Origin of the sequence: Cupriavidus sp. DB3, from assembly GCF_020418465.1 — a bacterium.
In the GTDB taxonomy this organism is placed as follows: domain Bacteria; phylum Pseudomonadota; class Gammaproteobacteria; order Burkholderiales; family Burkholderiaceae; genus Cupriavidus; species Cupriavidus cauae.
The window spans coordinates 42,130-62,098 of record NZ_JAIZPL010000002.1; the positions used below are offsets into that span (position 1 = coordinate 42,130).

Consider the following 19,969-nt stretch of genomic DNA (forward strand, 5'->3'; position numbering starts at 1 on the left):
TTTCCTGCAGCGTGCGGCCGGCCTGGGCTTGGCGGCGCTGTCCGCGGACCGCGTGGCCGGGGCCGCGCCGACGCAGCCGCAGCCGCAGCCGCAGCCGCTTATGTCCCGGGTGCCGTCGCGAGTGTCGTCGCCCGCGCTGTCTCCGGTTCTGTCTCCGCCTCTTTTGCCGCTTCTTTCGCCGCTGGCGCCCGGCGTCTACACCGGCGCGGTGGACGGCGCCGATCCGTCGTTCTCCCCTTCTCTGGTGGCGATCGGTCGTGATGGCGTGCTGGTGGTCGATCCCGGCCCGAATCTGCGCCACGGCCGCCGCCTGATCGCGGCGATCCGGCGGCGGACTGCGCTGCCGGTGCGATGGGTCGTCAATTCGCATCCGCATCCACGGCAGGTGCTGGCCAATGCCGCCTTCGCCGAGCTGCGGCCCCGCCCCGCTTTCCTCGCTTCGCCGGCGACGGTCGAGCGGATGCGATCGCGTTGCGACGCTTGCCTTCGCCAGCTCGTGGCCGAACTGGGGGCGGCGGCGATGGCCGGCACGACCATCGTGCTGCCACGGCCGGCGCTGCGCGAGGGCGCGCCGCTCGACGCGGGGGGAGTCCGCTGGCAGGTGCGGGTCCTTGCCAATGCGCACAGCGCCTCGGACACGGCGCTGTATGCGCCCGCGCTGCGCTTGCTGTTTGCCGGCGGGCTGGCCACGGGCGAGCGTGTTCCGGATCTGCGCGACGGTTCGCTGACGGGCTGGCAGGCTGCGCTGCGCGCGCTGTCGGTGTTGCCGGCGGACACCGTGGTGGGCGACGGCGTAGGCACGCCACGGCAATGCATCGTTCCGACGCTGGCCTATCTCGACAGTCTGGAGCGCGGCATCCGGCAGGGGCTGGCCGCTGGCGTGGATGCCGCCGATGCCTTGCGGGCCGTGCCGGGTGAAGCCTTCCGGCACTGGCAGGGCTTTGTGCCGCGGCACGCGCTGAACGTGCAACGCGCCTGGCTGGAACTGGAGGATGAATGGATGCGCGGCGCGCCGGCCCGATGAGCGCGGGGCATTGGCCGGCGCTGGCCGGCGCGCGGGCAGGTCAGTGCGGCTCGCCCGGTTCCGCGTCCCCATCGGCCTGCAGCAGGCGCTCGGCCTCGCCGAGCTTGCGGTAGACCGTATTGCGCGAGATGCCGAGCGCCTTGGCCGCGGCCGAGATATTGCCGTGATGCGCCTTGACGGTCGCGACGATGGTCAGCGCTTCGACGTCGGCAAGCCGCGTCGGCCGCAGCGGCAGCGGCGGCACCGAATCAGGCTGCGCCACGCCCGGTACCGCCGCCGGGCGCGCACCGCTCGCGGCCGCGGCCGGCGTGGCGGTGCCCGCCGCGTTCCGCTCGCGCCAGTCGTCGAGGAAATCGTCGGGCAGATGCGCTACGTCGATCTCGTCCTCGTCCTCCGCCATCAGCCGCGCCGTGTTCAGCAGGTTGGCCAGCTGGCGAATATTGCCCGGCCAGTGATAGGACGCGAACATCCGCATCACCGGCTCCGCGATCCGCAGCGGCCGCGATGCGCCGCCGTGCCGCGCCAGCACCTTGCTGGCGACGACGTCGAGGTCGGTGCGATCGCGCAGCGCCGGCAGCCGCACCACCAGGCCATTGAGCCGGTAGTACAGGTCCTCGCGGAAGCGGCCCGCCGCGACTTCCTCGCGCAGGTTGCGGTTGGTGGCGCAGATCAGCACGAAATCGACCTCGATCACCTTGTTGCTGCCCAGCGGCGTCACGGACCGCTCCTGCAGCGCCCGCAGCAGCCGTACCTGCAGGTGCAGCGGCATGTCGCCGATCTCGTCGAGGAACAGCGTGCCGCCGTTGGCCAGCAGCATCTTGCCGATGCCGCCCTTCTTGCGCGCACCGGTAAACGCGCCCTCCTCATAGCCGAACAGCTCCGACTCGAACAGCGTCTCGGGAATCGACGCGCAATTGACGGCGACGAACGGGCCTTGCTGCCGCTGGCTTTCGGCATGGATCGCGCGCGCCAGCAGCTCCTTGCCGGTACCGGTCTCGCCGCAGATCATCACTGGGATGTCCCGGCCGACGACCTTGCGCAGCTTGCCGATCACCGCCGCCATCTGCGGATCGCCGGTATCGAGCTCGTCCAGGCCGCCGGGCTGCTGGGCGTTCGGCAGGCGGCCGCGCCGCGGCGCAGGCGTTTCGCGGGCCTCGGGCATCAGCCCGCCGGAAGGCACCACCGTCGAGCGCGTGATTTCGACCCGGGCCCAGACCTTGACGCCGCTCGACAGCTGCAGCGGCATCACGCCGCCGGGCGCGCTGCGCAGCGCGTCGAACAGCTGGCCCATCGACAGCCCGAACAGCGACGAAAACGTATGCGCCCGCAACGCGCCCACCGACAAACCGAGCTGGAACTGGCCGCTGCGGTTGGCCGACAGGAAGCGCCCGCCCGGCGTGAACGAGGCCAGCCCTTCGGCAATCGTGCCGATGAACTCCTGCCGCGCGTGGAAATGCACGCGCACCATGTCCTGGAAGGCGTTCTCGAACAGATGGTTCTCGATCATCTGCGCCGACATGCGCACCAGCGCCATGGTGTGCTTGTGAAAGCCCCGATGGTCGCCGGTCACGTCGAGCGCGCCGACCGTCTTGCCGTAGGGATCGAAGATCGGCGAGCACGAGCAGGTCAGGAAATGATTGGCGCGCAGGAAGTGTTCGTCGCCGTGGACGAGCGTGGGCAGCCCCTCGGTCAGCGCGGTGCCGATCGCATTGGTGCCCTTGCTCTCCTCGGACCACACCGCGCCGGGACGCAGCGCGACCTTGTCGGCCTTTTCGAGGAAGTCGTCATCGCCCAGCGAATGCAGGATCAGGCCGGCCGTATCGGTCAGGATCACCATGCTGTGGGTGTTGACGATCTGGTCGTACAGCATCTCCATGACCGGCAGCGCGTGCGTGAACAGGGACTGGCTCTTCTCGATCTGGCTGCGCAGGTCGACCGGCGCGACCGGGCCGAAGTCCGGCGACTCGTAGGGGCGCAGCCCGTAGGACTGCGATCGCTGATGGGCCTGGGCGATGGTGTCGGCGTGCGTGCCGCCGTGCGGCTCCGGCTCGTGCGGGGTCATGGATTGTCTCCTGTTCGGCTGCCCGGCATCTTGGTGCCGGATCTTCGGCGATCGGCGCATCCGGGCGAAACCTGCGCACAGTGGGGTGCGCAGTGTTCCGCCGGGGCACTGTTGCATTGTGGAGCAAAATGCTTGCCAGGGTGTTGAATTCGAGGGCGCCCCGGCGACCATGCTGCGACGCGAGGACGCCGCCGCGTGGCGATTTCCGCCGTTTTCTGGGCCTGGCGCGAATGGCACAGCTCTTGCGGACGATCGGGGCAAACGATCCCGACAACACCAGGAGACTCCCATGGCGACTTTCCGCCCGCTTCTTTCCGCCCTCGCCCTCTGCGCCGGCCTGGCCGCCGCCACGATGCCCGGCGCCGCCCATGCCCACGGCGACGTCACGCCCCAGGCCGTCGACACCAGCACGTTGCCGCAGCTCGGCAAGGAGTGGAAGCAGGAAAACCCTTACCGCACGGGCCCCGCGCACGACGAGGCGCTGCGCATCGGCAGCTCCGCCTATAACCAGAACTGCGCACGCTGCCACGGCCTCGACGCGATCTCGGGCGGCATCGCGCCGGACCTGCGCAGTCTCGACTCCGACTGTTCTGCGCTGGCCGACCCGAAGAAGAAGCAAGGCTGCTACAGCGAGATCGATCAGTACTTCGCCACCACCGTGCGCCGCGGCCGCACGCGCGACGGCCGCGTCTACATGCCGCCGTTCGACGAGACGCTGACGCAGGAAGCCGTGTGGGCACTGAAGACCTACCTGGAATCGCGCCGGCCGCAGTGATGGCACGCCGACGAGGTGCCCGGCGCGCGCCGGCGCGCCCCTATGCGCTGCCTTCCTATTCCATTCAGGAGACGACGATGCCCACCCTGCCCCTGCTGTCCCTGCTGTCCCCCGTGCCTTCGAGGCGCGCCGGTCCGGCCGCGCGCCGCGGCCGCGCCGTCGCCTTGCTGCTGCTGTCGGCCGGACTGGCATGGTCCGCCGGCGCCTGGGCGGATCTCGCCAGGATCCGCGAAAGCGGGCGGCTGAAGGTCGCCGTCTACAAGGCCTTCGCGCCCTTCTCCGATGTCGTGGACGGCAAGCCGACCGGCGTCGATGTCGCGATCGCCGAAGCGCTGAGCCGCCAGCTGAATCTGTCGCTGACGCTCTTGCCCTTCGACGCCGACGAGAACATGGCCGACGACCTGCGCAATATGGTCTGGCGCGGCCACTATCTCGGTTATGGGCCGGCCGACGTGATGCTGCACGTGCCGGTGGACCGCGCCTTCATGCGGGAGAACGACAAGGCGACGATCTTCGCGCCGTACTATCGCGAGCAGTTCGTGCTGGTCCACGACACCGCGCGGCTGCCACAGATCCGCGATCTCGCCGATCTGGGAGGTCTGCCCGTCGGCGCGGAAGCCGGCTCGGCCGGCGCCAATGCGCTGCTGGCCGGAGCCGGCGGCACGCTGCGCGACAAGGTCCGCATCTATCCGTCGCCGCGCGACACGCTGCGCGCGCTGTTTGCCGGCGAGATCGCGGCCGCGATGGTCACACGTTCGCAATACGAGAGCGCCCTCAAGGCCGATGGCCGCACCGCGTCGCAATACGCGGCGGCCGAGGTCTCGTCGCCGTTGCTGCCGCCGCGCGGATGGGCGGTCGGCATGGCGGTAAAGGCGGACAACGCGGAACTGGCCGACGCGGTGCAGCGCGCAGTCGATACGCTGCGCGGCAACGGCGAATTGCAGAAGATCTTCACCGCGGCAGGACTGACGCCGGTGGCGCCGTGATGCGGTGAGGCGCTACGGTTTCGGCGGCGCCGCGGGCCTGGCGCGCGACTGGCGTGCCTTGCCGCGCGCGGACCTGGCCGGCGCGCCGGTGGGCGCCGCGCCCTTGCTTTCCGCCGCACCGTCCCCGTTCATTCGCTCGAGCCGCGACAGCGTATCGACGTACGACAGCAACTGCTGCAGATAGCCGGGCGACAGCTCGCGCATCGCGGACAGCGCGCGGTGGATCAGGTGGTTCGAGTTCAGCGGTCCGGCGTTTTCCGGGACGCGTTCGAGCGACTGCCGCCAGGCGCGCTCCGCGCTGAGGCGGGTCCATGTCTGGCGGACATATTCGACCAGCGCCGGGTCGGGCTGGGGCGGGTGACGCGGCGCGATCGCGGTGGCAGTGGTGGCGGTGGCGGTGACCGTGGATATCGCCGCAGGATCGGCGCCCTGCCCCTCGATATCGCCTCTGAGCTGGCGCACCAGTGCCGCCAGCGGCCCTGTCATGCGCCGGCGTTGCGCCGGACCTTGTTCGGGCTGGGTCGCCGTGGCTGCTGCGCGGCCGAGCCCGTCCTCATAGGCTTGCACGAGCCCGGCCAGCCTTTCCTCCAGCCGCCGCCGCGCCTCGCCGCGATGGGCGGACATCCGTCGCGCCAGTGCCTCCAGCAGGCGAAAGCGGACCGGATCCACGCGATCCGCGCCGCTGTCGCGCCATGCGTCGATGCGCGCCAGCATGTCGTCGGCGCCGAGGCTAGCCACCGGACTTCCCCGTTCCCATCGACACGCGCGGGATCGGCGCGATCTCGACGCGGCGGTTGCGGGCGCGGCCTTGCGCGTCCTTGTTCGAGGCCACCGGCTGCTGCGAGCCGAAGGCGGCGGAGAATACCGACGCGGCCGGCACGCCCGCGTCTATCAGCGCGCGCGTCACCGTCAGCGCGCGCTGGGCCGACAACTCCCAGTTGTCGGCGAACTGGCGGTTGCCGTCGCGCACCTGCCGGTCGTCGGTGAAGCCGCTGACCATCAGGATCTCGTCGCGATTGCGCAGATAGGCCTTCAAGGGCGCGGCCAGGCTCTTGAGTACCTCCTGCCCCTCGGGCTGCAGCTCGGCCGAGTTCAGCGCGAACAGCACGCTGCCGCTGATGCCGATGCGCCCGTTCACCAGCGTCACGCGCCCCGCGGCCAGCGGGCCGGCCAGCGCCTGTTCCAGGCTCTCGCGGCGATGCATCTCCTGCTGGCGCTGCTTGACCTCGTTGTCCAGCCGCGAGGCGAGTTCGAGCTGGATACCGATCACCCCCAGCAGAATCAGCACGAAGGCGCCGAGCACCACCGACATCAGGTCGCCGAAGACGGCCCAGGTCGGTACGGTCGGCTCGACGCCGGCGTCGATCTCCTCTCTCATGCCGCCTCTGCGTCCGGTGCGCGTTGGCCGGCGACCTGCTGCAGGTCTTCGAGGATCTGCTTCTGCGAGCGCATGCTGAGGTCGACCACTTCGCGGGCCTGCGCCACGTAGTAGGCCAGCTGCTCGTCGCTGCGGGCCATCGACTTGTCGAGCGCGGCCTCGATGCGCTGCAGATGCGCGACCAGCTTGTCGTTCGACTCGCTGAACAGCTGCACCGCCACGCCGAACGCTTCGCCCAGGCTGGCGACCTCGGCGGCGCTGCCGGTGACCTGCGCCGCCACGTCGGTCAGCTTGCCGGTCTCGGCCTCGACCTTGTCGGTGAAGCGCGAGCCGATGCGTTCGAGCAGTTCCGCGCTGGTACCGACCAGCGTGTCGACCGCCTCGCGTTGCGCGGTGGAGGTCCGGCTGACCTGTTCGAGCAGCGTGGACAGGCTCTCCATCAGGCGGGTGCGTTCCTCCAGCATCGCGTTGTCGCGCGCCATTTCATCGGACAGCTTGCGCCGCAGTTCGGCAATGGCGTCGGCCGCCACGCGCGGCGCTTCGCCGGCGACCTGCGCCAGACGGGCGACTTCGGCGATGGTGGCGCCTGCCTGCGCCTGCGTCTGGGCAGTGATTTCCTGCGCGGTGCGCTCGAGCGTCTCGCAAATCTGCTGCTGCCGCTCCACGGTCTGCGCGCCGGTCGCTTCCCATTGCTGGCGCAGCCCCGCGGCAATGCCGTCCAGCTTCGCGCTCCAGGTGGCGAGACGCTGTTCGTCCTGCGCGGCCAGCTGCGCGCGCAGTTCGGCCTGCGCCTGCGCGACCGTGGTCAGCAGCGCGCTCGCATTCCGTTCGAAGGCGCCGGCGGCCGTCGCCAGCGCCTGCTGGTTCTCGCTGGCGATCGCGCCGATGGCGTGCTCGTGGCTGGACAGCGTCGCGCTCCAGTTGGCGAGGCGCTGCGCGTCCTGCGCGGCCAGCTGCACGCGCAGCTCGGCCTGCGCCTGCGCGACCGTGGTCAGCAGCGCGCTCGTATTCCGTTCGAAGGCGCCGGCGGCCGTCGCCAGCGCCTGCTGGTTCTCGCTCGCGATCGCGCCGAGGGTGCGCTCGTGGCCGGACAGTGCTTCGTTCCAGCGGGCCGAAGTCGCGGCGGCTGCCGTGTCGATGCGCTGCGCGACCTGCTCCAGCCATCCCGCCGAGCGCTGCTCGAAGTTGGCGGTGAACCCGTCGAGCGTGCCGCGCAGGCCGTCGGCCAGCGCCGCACTGGTACGCCGGTGCTCCGCCAGCGCCTCGCTCCACAGGCCGGCCACCTGCGTCGTGGTCGCATCGAAACGCGACGCCAGGCCTTCCAGCTGCTGCTGCATCGATTGCGTGACGGTGTCGCGCAGCCCGGCCGCTTCGCGCGCCAGGCCGCTCATGGTGGCTTCCACCGCCGGCTGGATCGCCGCGCTGGCGGCGCGCGCGCTCTCGGCGACGCCGTCCTTCAGCGATTGCTCGACCGATGCGGCCAGGCGCGTGTACACCGCTTCGGTCTTGCCGTGGAAGGCGTCCTGGCTGGCGGCGAGCCGTTCGGTCAGTGCCTGGCTCTGCTGCTCCATCGCGGCCATCATCGCGTTCAGCCGGTCGACCAGCACCGGCATCGTCTCGGCCTGGCGCTGCATCAGCTTGAAGGCTTCCTCGCGCTGATGGACCCGCGAATGGACACGCAAGGTCGTCGCGATATGAGCGTCCAGCAGCTGCGCGGCGTCGATCCGCTCGCGCCGGCACAGCGCCGACAGCAGCCCCAGCATGGCCGAGGTCGCCATGCCCGCCACCGAGGTACCGAAGGCGAAGCCCAGGCCCTTGACCGGCGCGGCGAGCGAGGCGCGGATGGCCTGCAGATCGGTGGCGGTTTCCAGCGCCAGGCCGGTGCCCTTCAGCGTGGCCACCATGCCCAGAAACGTCCCTAGCATGCCGAGCAGCACCAGCAGGCCGACGAAATACGAGGTCAGTGCGGGTCCCGGCAAGGCGACGCGCTCGCCTTCGACGCGCAGCCGGACGGCCTGGCGCAGGCCCGGATCGATGCGTTCGAGCCAGGTGCCCAGGGTCGCCGGCGTCTCGGACAGGCCGCCGACGGCCTGTGTCAGGCTCTCCGTCGCGCGGCGATAGCGTTGGAGCTCGTAGGCGCCGCCGACATAGAAGCCGCCGATCAGCAGCGTCACGGCGAACGCCAGCGCATTCGAGCCCGCGTAGCCGGCGCCGATCCAGCCGACGGCCAGCAGGCCCGCCAGGAACACAACAAGTTGAATAGGGAATCGGGTCATGATGTTCTGGTTAGCTGCCGGATCGATTGGCGCCAAGGGCCGCGACCAATCCCTCGACGGGTTGGAAGCGCAGGTCCAGTTCGGCCAGCAGCAGGTCTTCCATATCGCGGCGGAACACGCGGCGCCATGCGCCGGGCGCGACCGTCGCCGTCACGCCGGCCGGCTCGGGCCTTGCAGTGGTGTCGGCGGGTTGCGCGGCTTCGGCGGCTTCGGGGGCTTCGGGGGCTTCGGCCGTATTGTCGGTATTGTCGGTATTGGCGGTGTTGGCGCTCGCCGCCCGGGCCAGCGCGTTTTCCTCCGCCTGCCGCAAGCGCAGGTAGTGCGCCTCGAGCACGGCCGGCAGGTTGGCCAGCAACGCCTGCTCCCGCGCGCCCATCACGCGTTCCATCACCGCATCGAGCATGGCGAGCCGGCCCTGGCCGGGACGCCGGGCCAGCGCCCCGCGCAGGCGGCCGCGCAGATCGCCGATGGCGGTCTCCATCCTCTGCTGCAGCGTCTGGTAGCGCTGGCGGTAGATCGCAAAATCGGCCGACGCATCGAGCGCTTCCGCCGGCATGGGCCGGACCGGACTGCGCCGCCCCCTGGCCGAGGCGCGGTCGTCGCGGATGGCGTCGACCAGCATCGCCCGCACCCGCGCGCTGTCGGCGGCTTCGTCGCCGACGGCCGCACGCGCGCCGGCCGCGGGCACGGCCGGCGGATTGCCGTTGAGCGCCGACGACAAGGCGATCGCGTCGGTCCAGCCCAGCCATTGGCTCAGCTGGCCCGACAGCGACGGGGCCGATTCGGGGGCCTGGGCTTCGGTCAGGTGCGCAAGCAACCGGATCAGCGTCTGTCCGCCGGGGGCTGCGCTCGGGGGCACTTGCAACATAGCGCCTGAGTGAAAAACCCCGCAGTTTACACTGCCGGGGCCGCGTTTCGGCCGCGGCGGGCGTAAGCCCGCGATTGCTACGGTCGGGTCTGCGCCCTGAGCTGATCGTTCGCCAGTTGCAGCATGCGCAGCGCTTCGTCGAAGACGCCGGCCGTACGTGGATCGGCCAGTCCTTGCGCTTGCGCGCCGTCCCGGTCTGCCGTGACACCGCGTATCAGTGCATCGAGCATGCCGGGCTGCTGTTGTTCCGCGCGCTGCAGCAGCATGTGCAGCAGGTAAGCGCAGGCGCCGAGGCGGTGCTCGTCGGGGTGCTGGGGATTTGGGGCGCTCATCGTCATCCTCCCTGGCCGGTGTCAGCGGAAATCTGGCTACTGAGACGGAACGGTCCGGCGCGCAGGCATTCTACCGTCGCCCAGCGCAGCGGCCGGCGGCATGGCGGCTTGAGCGAGGCACGCTTCCTGCGGTCCGCGCCGCAAATCGGAAGCGCGCTGCGGCGAGGCTGGCCAGAATCGCGCGGTCCGCGTCGCGGACACGAGCCGGACCGCGGTGGCGGCGCAGCAGCACGCCAGCCGGCACGCCGCGGCTCCTCCCTCAACGCTCACCTCCCTACTTCTCCCATGCACACCTCTTCGACGGGCGCCGCCGCGCCCCAGCAGGCCATTTCCCTTCCATTCCCGCTTGAGTCCGGCGCCAATCCCGCGGCGGCACGCGGATTACCTCTACTGGAGTTAGACGCCGGCGAAGCGCGCGTCGCGCTCGAACCGCGCCCCGACATTCTCCGACTGAACGCGGTATTCCAGGCGCTGGAGCAGGAAAGGCAGCGAGATCCGGGCGCACATCCGCGCGATCTGCTTGGCACGCTGCTGGAAAGCCATCAGTTCCGGCTGAGCAACTGCCTGATCCAGGACGTCGAGCGGGCGGGCGGCCTCGTCAACCGGCGCGACACCACGTCGGCCGAAACGCTGGCGGCCAGCATTGCGCGGTACCTCGCCGGCCCGAATCTTCCGCGGGACGACACGTTGCGGGGGCGTCTCGCCTCGGTCCTCGGCGACGCCGAGCGGCCGCAGGTGGCCGGCAGGACAACGGCACGCGCGGGGCTGCTGGAGCAAGCCGCGCATCTCGCGCTGCGCCCGGACGCTTCGCCTTCGTTGGTCTGCGCCATGGAGCAAGGGCTGGCAGCGATGCCGGCGGATCTGCAGGCCGCCTGGCTGGCCGAGTGGCTGTCGTGGCCGCAGCCGCCCGCCGGTATCCAGGACAAGGCGATGGCACTGATCCACGGCGGTCAATTGAGCGACGCGGCGCGGACGAACCTGCTGGCAAAGGTCACCGTGCGCAATCTGATGAGCCCGCCGGCGGGCTCGCCAGCGTCGCTGTATCGGCTGTGATCGCCGAGCGCTAGCGCCCGGCAGGCTGCGCCGGCACTGCGGCCCTCGCCTTCTGCCGCAGTTCCTCGGCGCTGCCGACCTGCCGGAACAGCGGCCCGCCGGGCGCGAAGCTGTCGGCGATCTTCAACGGACCGATGACGACAGGCTCGAAGCCGGCGGCCCGCACCAGTTCGGAGGCGGTGTCGAGCGCGGCCCGGTCGTCGCTGGCGATGGGTATCGCGATCCGCGGTTCCTGATGGTGCCGGGTCGCAAAATCGCTGGCGCTGGTGAAATTGAAGGCGCGCACGATGCGCGCCCCCGGCAGGTATTTCGACGTGGTCGGACCGATGCCGTTGGCCAGCGCATCCTCGCCCGCGGCGCCATCGCGATGGCGATAGGCGTTGGTGGCGTCCAGCACCACCTTGCCGGCCATCCCGCGGCCATGCGCCTTGCCGATCTCAGGCAGCGCGCCGTAGGGCACGGCAACGAACAGCACGTCACCGAAAGCGACCGCCTCCGCCACCGTGCCCGCCCGGGCCTGCGGCCCCAGGCCATCGACCAGCGGCTTGAGCTGTTCCGGATGCCGCGACGAGAACAAGACCGGATAGCCGGCCTTGACCCATAGCCCTCCGACCGTGCCACCGATCCGGCCGCTGCCGATCACGCCGATCTGCATCGGCTTGCTGCCCGATGGACGGGGCACCGACTGCTGCGGCGAAGGTGAAGGTGAAGGTGACGCGGATTGCGCCGAGGCGAGGCCGGGCAATGCGGCCGGCAGCAGCATCGCGCCACCGACTGCCAGCAGCCGCCGCCGGTGCGCATCCGGGCGCTGCGGCAGCGGCAATGGATTCGATGGCCTCAATGGGGGCGCTAACCGAGTCGGCAAATGGATCGGCAACTGTGCCGGCAAGCGCGTCCGCAGCAGGCGCGGAAGCCGACGCAATAACGGGCGGTCCATGGCAATGTCCTCCAAGCGGCAAGCGGCAAGCGGCAAGCGGCAAGCGGTGGCGGGAAGAGCGGCGTGAACGCTGCCCTGACCGCGGCTACTGTGGCCACTCTAGGTCAAATTGCCGGTGGCCTCCATGCCGTTGCCGCCAGCGCTGCGGCTTAGAATGCCTGTCCAACGCCGCCTTGTCCCGCCAGCCGGCGATGCAACGCCGATCGATTTTTCCCGCATGGACTCCAGTCTCGACGTCAGCCTCGACCGTTTGTCATCCGAACCCCTGAGCGCGCAGATCGCCGGCAATCTGCGCCTGGCGATCCGCGACGGGCGGCTGGCGCCCGGCGCGCGGCTGCCCTCGTGGCGCGATCTCGCGGCCCGGCTTGGCGTGGGCCGCGGCACCGTCCGCAGCGCCTATGAACGGCTGATCGACGAGCGGCTGGTGGTCGCGGCCGGAGCAGCCGGTACCCGCGTCGCCGCCCAGCCGGCGCGAACCGAGTCCGCAGCCGCGCCGGCGCCGGCGCTGAACGCGCCGCTGAGCGGCCTCCTCCACGACTTCTCCGCGCTTCCGCTGCCGTTCGAGATGGGCGTGCCGGCGCAGGACGCGTTCCCGGCCAAGCTGTGGTCCCGGCTGCGGGCGCGGGCGCTGCGTACCGGCGCGATGTCGCCGGTCACCTATCCCGATCCGCGCGGCGCGGCGGCGCTGCGCTCGCAACTGGCCAGCTATCTGGCGATCGCGCGCGGCATCCATTGCGTGCCTGACCAGATCGTGCTGACCGCCGGCTATCGCGGCGGGCTGGGGCTGACGCTGGCCGCGCTGCAACTCGCCGGCCGCACCGCCTGGATCGAAGAGCCGGGCTATATGGTCACGCGGACCGGCCTGCAACTGGCCGGGCTGCGCGCGGTGCCGATCCCGGTGGACGCGCACGGGCTCGATGTCGAACGCGGCCTCGCGCTGGCGCCCGAGGCGGCGCTCGCCGTGGTCACGCCCGGGCAGCAGGCGCCGACGGGCGTGCCGCTGTCGCCCGCACGGCGCCAGGCGCTGCTGCGCTGGGCCGCCCGCGCGCAGGCGTGGATCGTCGAGGACGACTATCTGAGCGAACTGCAATTGCAGGGCCGCGCGGCACCGGCCTTGGCGGCGACCGATCGGCACGGCCGCGTGATCCATATCGGGACGTTCAGCAAGACCATGAGCCCGGCGCTGGGGCTGGGCTTCGTGGTGGCGCCGCTGCCGCTGGCGGAACGCTTCGCCGAGGTGGCCGGCTGCCTGGCTCCCGCGCCGAACCTGGCGACACAGCTGGCGTTTGCCGAGTTCATGGCCGAGGGCCACTATCTGCGCCATCTGCGGCATATGAAGGCGCTGTATGCACAGCGGCGCGATGCGCTGCGCGGCCTTCTGCGGACCCTCCTGGACGCCCGTCCGGGCCCGCAGGCGGACGTCGATGCGATGGCCGGGCTGGCCGTGCGGCTTCGGCTGCCGCCCCACTGCGACGATCGGGCGATCGCGGCCGAAGCGGTGCGGCGCGGCATCGCGCCCTCCGCCGTCTCGCGCTGGTATGCCGACCCCGGGCGGCACCCGCAGCAGCGCGGCCTGCTGCTCGGCGTCACCAATCTGAGCGAGGCGCGGCTGGAGCCGGCCTGCGACACGTTGATGGCATTGCTGGCCGAGATGCGCTGAGCCCTCGCAGCAGTCCCTGGCAGTCAGCAGAACCCCGTAACAGCCTGCTGCAGCACGCTGCGGCGATGCCGTGCGCCGATACCGTAGCCGGACGCGCAATGTGCAGGCATTCGATGGTGCCTGCATTTGCTCAGATCTTGGTACTGTTCCCGCCGGCCCCCCGCCCCCTACCATCCCCACCTGTCGATCCGGACGGATCCTCCGTCGTTGCCAATCGTGGGGTGTCATGAACAAGCAAGTCGTTATCGTCGGAGCCGGCTTTGCCGGCATGTATGCGGCGCTGGCCGCCGCCAGACTGCGCGATCGCCACGGCGTCGCGCCGGATGCCATCGAGATCGTGGTGGTGGCGCCCGAAGCCGCCATCACGCTGCGGCCGCGTCTCTATGAGAGCGCGCCGGCGCGCATGGCGGCGCCGCTCGATGCGCTGTTCGACACCGTCGGCGTGCGCTTCATCGCCGGCTGGGCCGACACCATCGACACCGCCGCCGGCCGCGTCGCGCTGCGCGATGGCGAAGGCCGGTACAGCGAAATTCGCTACGACCGGATGGTGCTCGCCGCCGGCAGCCGTCTGGCGATGCCGGCGCTGCCCGGCCTGTCCCGGTTTGCCTTCAGCGTCGATCAGCGCGAAGACGCGGTCGCACTGGAGCGGCATCTGTCCGCGCTGGCCGAGCGGCCGTGGTCGACGGCGCGCAATACGGTCGTGGTGGCCGGCGGCGGCTTCACCGGCATCGAGACCGCCGCCGAAATGCCGGCGCGCCTGCGTGCCGCGCTCGGCGACGACAGCGAAGTACACGTGATAGTCGTGGAGCAGGCGGATGCCATCGGTCCCGATCTCGGACCCGGGCCGCGTCCCGTCATCGAGCAGGCGCTCGACGCGCTGGGGGTGCAACGCCGGCTGGGCGTCGCGGTAACGGCGGTCGACGCCCACGGCATCACGCTCAGTGACGGCAAGCGGATCGATGCCGCCACCGTCATCTGGACCGGCGGCGTCACGGCGACGCCGCTGACGCAGCAGATCCCCGCCGAGCGCGACCGCGCCGGACGGCTGCTGGTCGATCGCGACCTGCGCGTGCCGGGCGTCCCGAGCGTGTTCGTCGCCGGCGATGCCGCGAGCGCCCTGACCGATGAAGCGGGCCACCGCACGCTGATGTCCTGCCAGCATGCGATGCCGCTTGGCCGGGTCGCCGGCAACAACGCGATGACGGATCTGCTGGGCGTCCCGGCGACGCCGTATGCCCAGCCGCGCTATGTCACCTGCCTGGACCTCGGTCCGTGGGGTGCGGTACTGACCCAAGGGTGGCAGCGCGACGTCCAGCTCGCCGGTGCGGAAGCCAAGGCGCTGAAGCGGCAGATCAATCGGCAGTGGATTTATCCGCCGCTGGCGCACCGGGGAACGGCGTTCGAGATGGCGGAGCCGGGGTATCACCCAAAGGCCGGGTAGCCGTCAGGGCGCCGCGTTGGCGGGCGGCGTCCGCTCATCCGTTCGACCGCGATATGTAGTTCAGGATGCAACTCCCCGCGCAGCCCATCAGGGTGTTGCCGAGCCCAAATACGGCGGCCGCGGCGAGCCAGTCATGCGTGGCGGCGAAGGTGATGCCGCTCGCGCCGGCTACCAGGCCGAAGGCGACGGTACCGACCAGCCCGCCGGCCAGTTTGGGATGGGCGAGGCACCAATGGAGGCGGGCGCCATCCCGCCCTGCATCGGTGTCGATGGCGATGCGCGTTTCGCGAAACAAGCCGTAGCCATCATGGTGATCGTCCTCAAGGTCAAGCGTGGCAAGGTTGACGGCAAGGTGAGGCGGAAGCAGCGGAGTACGGTTGGTCTGCAAGATCAGGCTCCTGAGCAAATGGATTGGTGGAACGATGGTTGGAACGACGCTGTGCGCCGATCGCTCAGCCACTCGGCATGGCGATGCGCCGGATCGTATGCAGCCGGGTCAGGCAGCCAAAGTCCCGCGCGTTGCCTCGCGCCCGAGAACGAACAAAGCGAGCACAAAAGCACAGATCTGGGTCGCGTGCCGCGCGCCCGCCTCGGGGAAGCCGCGCCGCCTGCGCATTTCGCCGGAAGGTCCCGCGGGCGAGCCGCCCCGGCCGTGATCGCCGTCTAGCATGGACTGGCAGGCCAACTGAAGCGGCGGGCGCCCTGCCCCCGCAGCCTGCCAGGAGACCGCCATGACCACACCGAATGCCGACAAGCTGTTCACCGGCCCGATTCCCGAGCTGTACGAGCAATATCTCGTGCCGATGATCTTCCAGCCCTATGCCGACGACCTGGCCCGCCGCGTGGGCGAGCGGCGCCCTTCCCGCGTGCTCGAGATCGCCGCCGGCACCGGCGTGGTCACGCGCGCGATGGCCAGGGTGCTGCCCGACGAGGCCGAACTCGTCGTCAGCGACCTGAACGCGCCGATGCTGGCGCGTGCCGAGGCGGCCGGCCTCGGCGGCCGCGTGGCCGAATGGCGCCAGGCCGATGCGATGCAATTGCCGTTCGACGATGGCAGCTTCGATCTGGTGGTGTGCCAGTTCGGCGTGATGTTCTTCCCGGACAAGGCCAGGGCCTTCGCCGAAACGCGCCGCGTACTGCGGCCCGGCGGTGCGTTCCTGTTCAATGTCTGGGACCGCATCGAGGAGAACGACTTCGCCAACGCGGTGTCACGCGCGCTGGCCGAGTGCTTTCCCGACTCGCCGCCGGACTTCATGGCCCGGACCCCGCATGGCTACCACCAGCGCGACGCCATCGAACGCGACCTGCGCGCGGGTGGCTTTGCCTCGGCACCCAGCTTCGACACGGTAGGCAAGCGCAGCCAGGCCCAGTCGGCCCGCGTGCCGGCGGTCGGCTTCTGCCAGGCGACGCCGATGCGCGCCGAGTTCGAAGCGCGCGGCGGCGATGCGATGCAACGCGCCACCGACTATTGCGAGGCCGCGCTGCGCAGCCAGTTCGGCGAAGGACCGATCGAGGGCCGGATATCGGCGCATGTGATCGCGGTGACCGCATGATGGCGCGCTCTGCATGATGGCGCGGGCTGCATGACGGCGCGGGCTGCATGATGGCGGCATGGCGGCGGCGCGGCGCGATCGCTGGTGTATGCTTGCCACCGCGCCGATCGAAGGCGGCGCGAACGCGCGCATCGTCGAGGCGATCGCCGCGACGTCGCTTCCCGCGCGGCATTTCACCGCTACCCTGCTCCGTCACCGACAACGCATGAAAGACCCGAGGCCGAGCGCATCCGCCCCGCACCGACGCATCACCATCCATGACGTGGCCCGCGAGGCCGGCGTCTCGCTGACGACGGTATCGCATGCGCTGAACGATCGCGGCGTGGTCGATCCGGCCACGCGCGCTCGGGTCAAGCAGATCGCCCAGCAGCTTGGCTATCGGCCCAGCGTGCGCGCGCAGCGGCTGCGCTCGGGCCGCGCCAACAGCATCGCGCTGGTGTCGTCGATGCCGTTCGCGGTGGCGGGCGGCACCTCGCGGCTGGGCTTCATGATGGAAGTGGCGGCAATCGCCGCCGAAGCGGCGCTGGGCCGCGGCCTTGGCGTCGTGCTGGTGCCGCCGCTGGAGGGCGCGGGCGGGCTGCTGGACAGCCTGGACATCGATGGCGCGATCGTCATCGAGCCGGTCGCCAACGACGCGCATATCGCGCTGCTGCGCCAGCGCGGCGTCAGCATCGTGTCGATCGGCCGCGAGCCGGGAACCGAAGACCCGGTGCCCTTCGTCGATCTGCAATCCGAATACACCGCGCGGCTGCTGCTCGAGCATCTGCATGCGCAGGGCCGGCGCCGCATCGGCCTGCTGATCGGCGCGACGCCGCGCCAGTCCTATGTGGAGACCGAGCGCGCCTATCGCGCCTTCGTGGCCGCGGCGGGCCTGCCCTGCCATATCGTCACCGCGCAGGAGAGCGAAGGCGAAGCGGGTGGCGCCGCCGCCTGCGCGGCACTGCTGCGCGAGCAGCCGGACATCGATGCGCTATGCGCGCCGGTCGATGCCTTCGCGGTCGGCGCGATCGCGCATGCGCAATCGCTCGGCAAGCGGGTGCCGCAGGACCTGATGGTGGTGACCCGCTACGATGGCATTCGCGCGCGCAGCCACCAGCCGCCGATCACCGCGGTCAATCTGCATCTCGAACGGGTCGCGTCGCTGGCCGTCGAACTGCTGTTCGAGCATATCTCGGGCGGGCGCGAACGTGCGTCCGTGGCGGCGCCGCTGCCCGAGTTGGTGCCGCGCGAATCGTCGGCTACGTCAGCTATGTCGGCGACCTCCGCGGGCTCGGTGACGTCCGCCAGGCCCGCGACGTCAGCCCCGAACTAGCACCACCAGTCCCGATACCAGCGCGAACACCAGCACGCCGATCCGCAGCATGCGCTGGTTGATGCGCCGGTGCACCAGATGGCTGGCCAGCATGCCGGCGCCCAGCACCGGCAGCATGCCGAGCGCGTAGTGCCACTGCGGCGCGTCCAGCCGCTCGCCCACCGCCAGCACGATCAGCGAGATGATCTCGCCCACCAGGAAGCACAGCGCCACGGTCGCGCGCAGCGTGGCCACCGGCGCATGCTGGTAGGCCAGCGCGAGCGGCGGGCCGCCGACGCCGGTGGCGGTCTCGGTCACGCCGGTGATCAGGCCGGTCGAGGCGAAGGTCATCTTGCCGGGCGTGAATGCCGGCGCAATCAGCGACACCACGGCCGCCAGGATCGTGCTGCCGCCGACCAGCGCATTGAGCCAGGCCATCGGCACCGCCACCAGCACCCACAGGCCGCCGAAGGTACCGGCCAGCCGTCCGGCGCTGATCCAGCCGGCGCCGCGCAGATCGATCGCATGCCGCTCGCGCCAGGCCACATAGGCGTTCAGCGGCAGCATCGCGATCAGCAGCGAACCGGGCAGCATCGCCGGCGCGGCCAGCGCGAGCACCGGCACCACGATCAGCGCGAAGCCCATGCCGGTGGTGCCCTGGACCAGCGCGCCGGCGAACACGGCGAGCCAGACGCTCAGCATCGTCGTATCGAACATCATGCCTGCGCCCCGCCCTTCGCCGCCTTGGGACGCGACGCACGATTGGCGGCGCGGTGAACGTCGGCCGGATCGTGCAGTTTGGTGATCGGCGCGTTGGCGATGGTCTGCTCGGCCATCTGGCGGATCTCGCGCATCAGCGCGCGCGCATCCCAGTCCAGCGGCCAGCCGTCCCACAGGCGCAGCCGGCCGTCGACGAAGACGCCGCGGATCTGGTCGCGATTGGCCAGCCGCACCAGCTCCCAGCTCAGGTCCCACGACGGCGTCATCTCCGGTACATCGCAATCGACCAGCAGGAAGTCGGCCTGCTTGCCGGCCGCGATCTCGCCGGTGACGTTGCCCAGGCCGGCAGCATCGGCGCCGTCGTACGTCGCCATGTCGAGCCAGCGCCAGCCGGCGCCGCAGGACGAGTCGCCGACGCCGATGCCGAAGGCGAAGCGCTGCGCCGCCTCGGCATAGTCGAGCAGGCGGAAGCCGTCGCTGCGGGTGCCGTCGGTGCCCAGCCCCAGGCGCACGCCAAAGGTCGCCATGGTCTCGGCCGGCGCCACCGCATTGCCCTTCCAGGCGCTGGCGACGGGGTTGTAGGCCACCGCCGCGCCGCGCTCGGCCAGCAGGCGGATCTCGTGCGGCGTCACCAGCGTCGCGTGCGCCAGCAGCGCGGCCGGGCCCAGCGCGCCGACCGCCTCCAGATGTTCGATCGGCCGCTGGCGGCGCGCATTGAGCGAACGCTCCACGGCGACCAGATGTTCGTTGGCGTGCGTCTGGAAGACGCGGCCCGCTTCCTCGCACAGCCGATAGACGTCGCGCAGCATCGTGTCGCTGGCCACCTCGGGAATCGAGATCGCCAGCGACGGCACCACCAGCGGATGATCGTCGTACATCGCCAGATGGCGCTCGGCACGGCGCAGGATCGGCGCGGCGTCGAGGGTCTGGCCGCCGGGGCGATCGTTGCAGATCAGGCCCAGCACGCAGCGCACGCCGGCCTCGCCGACCGCCTGCGCGATCGCCTCCAGCCCCGCATCGGCACGCGTGCCGGCATCGCACACCGTCGTGAAGCCGCCGCGCAGCGCCTCGAGCGCGGCGAGCTTCGACGACAGGTACAGATGCGTCTCGGTCAGGCTGCCCTCCAGCGGCACCCACACGCGCCGGAAAATCTCCGAGGGCTCGCCGAACACCAGCGACTTGCCGAACGATTGCGTCAGATGATGATGGGTATCGATCATGCCCGGCATCAGCAGCATGCGCGGCAACGACAGCGTGGGCAGATGCGGGAATTGCGCGGCGATCTGCGCGGCCGGGCCGACTGCGGCGAAGCGGCCGTCCTGCACCACGATCGCGTGGTCGCGCACGATGCCGTCGCGCAGCAGCGTCCATTCGGGCAGCAGCACCTGCGGGCGGTCGAAGGACGCGGGGCGCAGCGCGGCGCGGTCTGGATCGGCGGACGGATCGGTGAAGCGATCAGTGAAGGGAGCGGGGAAAGCGGAGGAAGAAAGCGACATACGTTCTACGAGTTGCGGCGCATGCAGGCGGCGGCATGGCCAGATAAGCGGATGACTGCTCCCTCTCCCGCTTGCGGGAGAGGGGTAAAAAACCTGCGGACTACAAGGCGCGACTCA

Annotated in this window: 18 protein-coding genes; 8 read left to right on the plus strand and 10 right to left on the minus strand. The window is 70.7% G+C overall.

What is annotated here, in order from left to right; all coding sequences use genetic code 11:
* Nucleotides 1-28: 28 nt before the first annotated feature.
* Nucleotides 29-1,024, plus strand: coding sequence for an MBL fold metallo-hydrolase (locus tag K7G19_RS05935; protein WP_226106405.1), 996 nt, complete (start codon nt 29-31; stop codon nt 1,022-1,024).
* 40 nt (nt 1,025-1,064) lie between these two features.
* Here K7G19_RS05935 and K7G19_RS05940 read toward each other — a convergent pair whose 3' ends face one another.
* Nucleotides 1,065-3,086 carry a sigma-54-dependent Fis family transcriptional regulator gene (locus tag K7G19_RS05940; protein ID WP_150084013.1) on the minus strand — a complete coding sequence of 674 codons (2,022 nt, stop codon included), beginning with the start codon at nt 3,084-3,086 and terminating at the stop codon, nt 1,065-1,067.
* Between the two features lie 289 nt (nt 3,087-3,375).
* On the opposite strand from K7G19_RS05940, the gene pedF reads away from it, so the two are divergent.
* Together pedF and K7G19_RS05950 are read left to right on the plus strand one after the other, a co-directional pair.
* Complete coding sequence (gene pedF, locus K7G19_RS05945) at nt 3,376-3,861, plus strand: cytochrome c-550 PedF (protein ID WP_149318743.1); 486 nt, start codon at nt 3,376-3,378, stop codon at nt 3,859-3,861.
* A 77-nt stretch (nt 3,862-3,938) separates the two neighbouring features.
* Nucleotides 3,939-4,847 carry an ABC transporter substrate-binding protein gene (locus K7G19_RS05950; RefSeq protein WP_226106407.1) on the plus strand — a complete coding sequence of 303 codons (909 nt, stop codon included), beginning with the start codon at nt 3,939-3,941 and terminating at the stop codon, nt 4,845-4,847.
* 12 nt (nt 4,848-4,859) lie between these two features.
* Here K7G19_RS05950 and K7G19_RS05955 read toward each other — a convergent pair whose 3' ends face one another.
* From K7G19_RS05955 to K7G19_RS05975, 5 genes are all read right to left on the minus strand, one after another.
* On the minus strand, nt 4,860-5,585 hold the full coding sequence (locus K7G19_RS05955; RefSeq protein ID WP_226106409.1) for a DUF2894 domain-containing protein: 726 nt from the start codon (nt 5,583-5,585) through the stop codon (nt 4,860-4,862).
* A complete protein-coding gene (locus K7G19_RS05960; RefSeq protein ID WP_149318745.1) occupies nt 5,578-6,225 on the minus strand; it encodes an OmpA family protein in 648 nt (215 codons plus the stop codon). The genes K7G19_RS05955 and K7G19_RS05960 overlap by 8 nt, the downstream gene beginning before the upstream one ends.
* On the minus strand, nt 6,222-8,501 hold the full coding sequence (locus K7G19_RS05965) for a DUF802 domain-containing protein (RefSeq protein ID WP_226106411.1): 2,280 nt from the start codon (nt 8,499-8,501) through the stop codon (nt 6,222-6,224). Before K7G19_RS05965 ends, K7G19_RS05960 begins: the two co-directional genes overlap by 4 nt.
* 10 nt (nt 8,502-8,511) lie before the next feature.
* Complete coding sequence (locus tag K7G19_RS05970) at nt 8,512-9,369, minus strand: DUF3348 domain-containing protein (protein ID WP_226106413.1); 858 nt, start codon at nt 9,367-9,369, stop codon at nt 8,512-8,514.
* 77 nt (nt 9,370-9,446) lie between these two features.
* Nucleotides 9,447-9,701 carry a hypothetical protein gene (locus K7G19_RS05975; RefSeq protein ID WP_149318751.1) on the minus strand — a complete coding sequence of 85 codons (255 nt, stop codon included), beginning with the start codon at nt 9,699-9,701 and terminating at the stop codon, nt 9,447-9,449.
* A 108-nt stretch (nt 9,702-9,809) separates the two neighbouring features.
* On the opposite strand from K7G19_RS05975, the gene K7G19_RS05980 reads away from it, so the two are divergent.
* Entirely contained in the window at nt 9,810-10,754 is a 945-nt protein-coding gene (locus tag K7G19_RS05980) for a hypothetical protein (protein ID WP_226106415.1), read from the plus strand.
* A 10-nt stretch (nt 10,755-10,764) separates the two neighbouring features.
* On the opposite strand, the gene K7G19_RS05985 is transcribed toward K7G19_RS05980, so the two are convergent.
* Nucleotides 10,765-11,517, minus strand: a complete 753-nt coding sequence (locus K7G19_RS05985) for an NADPH-dependent F420 reductase (protein ID WP_226107031.1) — start codon at nt 11,515-11,517, stop codon at nt 10,765-10,767.
* 391 nt (nt 11,518-11,908) lie between these two features.
* Here K7G19_RS05985 and K7G19_RS05990 point away from each other — a divergent pair, with 391 nt between their 5' ends.
* Together K7G19_RS05990 and K7G19_RS05995 are read left to right on the plus strand one after the other, a co-directional pair.
* A complete protein-coding gene (locus tag K7G19_RS05990) occupies nt 11,909-13,351 on the plus strand; it encodes a PLP-dependent aminotransferase family protein (protein ID WP_226106417.1) in 1,443 nt (480 codons plus the stop codon).
* 226 nt (nt 13,352-13,577) lie between these two features.
* Nucleotides 13,578-14,792 carry an NAD(P)/FAD-dependent oxidoreductase gene (locus K7G19_RS05995; protein ID WP_226107032.1) on the plus strand — a complete coding sequence of 405 codons (1,215 nt, stop codon included), beginning with the start codon at nt 13,578-13,580 and terminating at the stop codon, nt 14,790-14,792.
* A gap of 34 nt (nt 14,793-14,826) precedes the next feature.
* Here the strand turns inward: K7G19_RS05995 and K7G19_RS06000 are convergent, their stop codons facing one another.
* Nucleotides 14,827-15,180, minus strand: coding sequence for a hypothetical protein (locus K7G19_RS06000; RefSeq protein ID WP_149318755.1), 354 nt, complete (start codon nt 15,178-15,180; stop codon nt 14,827-14,829).
* 343 nt (nt 15,181-15,523) lie between these two features.
* Here K7G19_RS06000 and K7G19_RS06005 point away from each other — a divergent pair, with 343 nt between their 5' ends.
* Nucleotides 15,524-16,345: a methyltransferase domain-containing protein gene (locus tag K7G19_RS06005; protein ID WP_226106419.1), complete on the plus strand. Its 822-nt coding sequence runs from the start codon at nt 15,524-15,526 to the stop codon at nt 16,343-16,345.
* Between the two features lie 205 nt (nt 16,346-16,550).
* Entirely contained in the window at nt 16,551-17,657 is a 1,107-nt protein-coding gene (locus tag K7G19_RS06010) for a LacI family DNA-binding transcriptional regulator (protein WP_226106420.1), read from the plus strand.
* On the opposite strand, the gene K7G19_RS06015 is transcribed toward K7G19_RS06010, so the two are convergent.
* Both K7G19_RS06015 and K7G19_RS06020 read right to left on the minus strand, forming a co-directional pair.
* A complete protein-coding gene (locus K7G19_RS06015; RefSeq protein ID WP_370639517.1) occupies nt 17,643-18,353 on the minus strand; it encodes a sulfite exporter TauE/SafE family protein in 711 nt (236 codons plus the stop codon). The genes K7G19_RS06010 and K7G19_RS06015 overlap by 15 nt on opposite strands.
* Nucleotides 18,353-19,852 carry an amidohydrolase family protein gene (locus K7G19_RS06020; RefSeq protein WP_226106421.1) on the minus strand — a complete coding sequence of 500 codons (1,500 nt, stop codon included), beginning with the start codon at nt 19,850-19,852 and terminating at the stop codon, nt 18,353-18,355. The genes K7G19_RS06015 and K7G19_RS06020 overlap by 1 nt, the downstream gene beginning before the upstream one ends.
* Between the last annotated feature and the right edge of the window lie 117 nt (nt 19,853-19,969).

Bases quoted from the DNA above. Each gene is read 5' to 3' on its own strand.
- K7G19_RS06005 (WP_226106419.1), top strand. From the start codon at position 15,524: ATGACCACACCGAATGCCGACAAGCTGTTCACCGGCCCGATTCCCGAG.
- K7G19_RS05950 (WP_226106407.1), top strand. From the start codon at position 3,939: ATGCCCACCCTGCCCCTGCTGTCCCTGCTGTCCCCCGTGCCTTCGAGG.
- K7G19_RS06010 (WP_226106420.1), top strand. From the start codon at position 16,551: ATGAAAGACCCGAGGCCGAGCGCATCCGCCCCGCACCGACGCATCACC.
- K7G19_RS05975 (WP_149318751.1), bottom strand. From the start codon at position 9,701: ATGAGCGCCCCAAATCCCCAGCACCCCGACGAGCACCGCCTCGGCGCC.
- K7G19_RS05960 (WP_149318745.1), bottom strand. From the start codon at position 6,225: ATGAGAGAGGAGATCGACGCCGGCGTCGAGCCGACCGTACCGACCTGG.
- K7G19_RS05965 (WP_226106411.1), bottom strand. From the start codon at position 8,501: ATGACCCGATTCCCTATTCAACTTGTTGTGTTCCTGGCGGGCCTGCTG.
- K7G19_RS06020 (WP_226106421.1), bottom strand. From the start codon at position 19,852: ATGTCGCTTTCTTCCTCCGCTTTCCCCGCTCCCTTCACTGATCGCTTC.
- K7G19_RS06015 (WP_370639517.1), bottom strand. From the start codon at position 18,353: ATGTTCGATACGACGATGCTGAGCGTCTGGCTCGCCGTGTTCGCCGGC.
- K7G19_RS05985 (WP_226107031.1), bottom strand. From the start codon at position 11,517: ATGCTGCTGCCGGCCGCATTGCCCGGCCTCGCCTCGGCGCAATCCGCG.
- K7G19_RS05995 (WP_226107032.1), top strand. From the start codon at position 13,578: ATGAACAAGCAAGTCGTTATCGTCGGAGCCGGCTTTGCCGGCATGTAT.
- K7G19_RS05940 (WP_150084013.1), bottom strand. From the start codon at position 3,086: ATGACCCCGCACGAGCCGGAGCCGCACGGCGGCACGCACGCCGACACC.
- pedF (WP_149318743.1), top strand. From the start codon at position 3,376: ATGGCGACTTTCCGCCCGCTTCTTTCCGCCCTCGCCCTCTGCGCCGGC.
- K7G19_RS05970 (WP_226106413.1), bottom strand. From the start codon at position 9,369: ATGTTGCAAGTGCCCCCGAGCGCAGCCCCCGGCGGACAGACGCTGATC.
- K7G19_RS05990 (WP_226106417.1), top strand. From the start codon at position 11,909: ATGGACTCCAGTCTCGACGTCAGCCTCGACCGTTTGTCATCCGAACCC.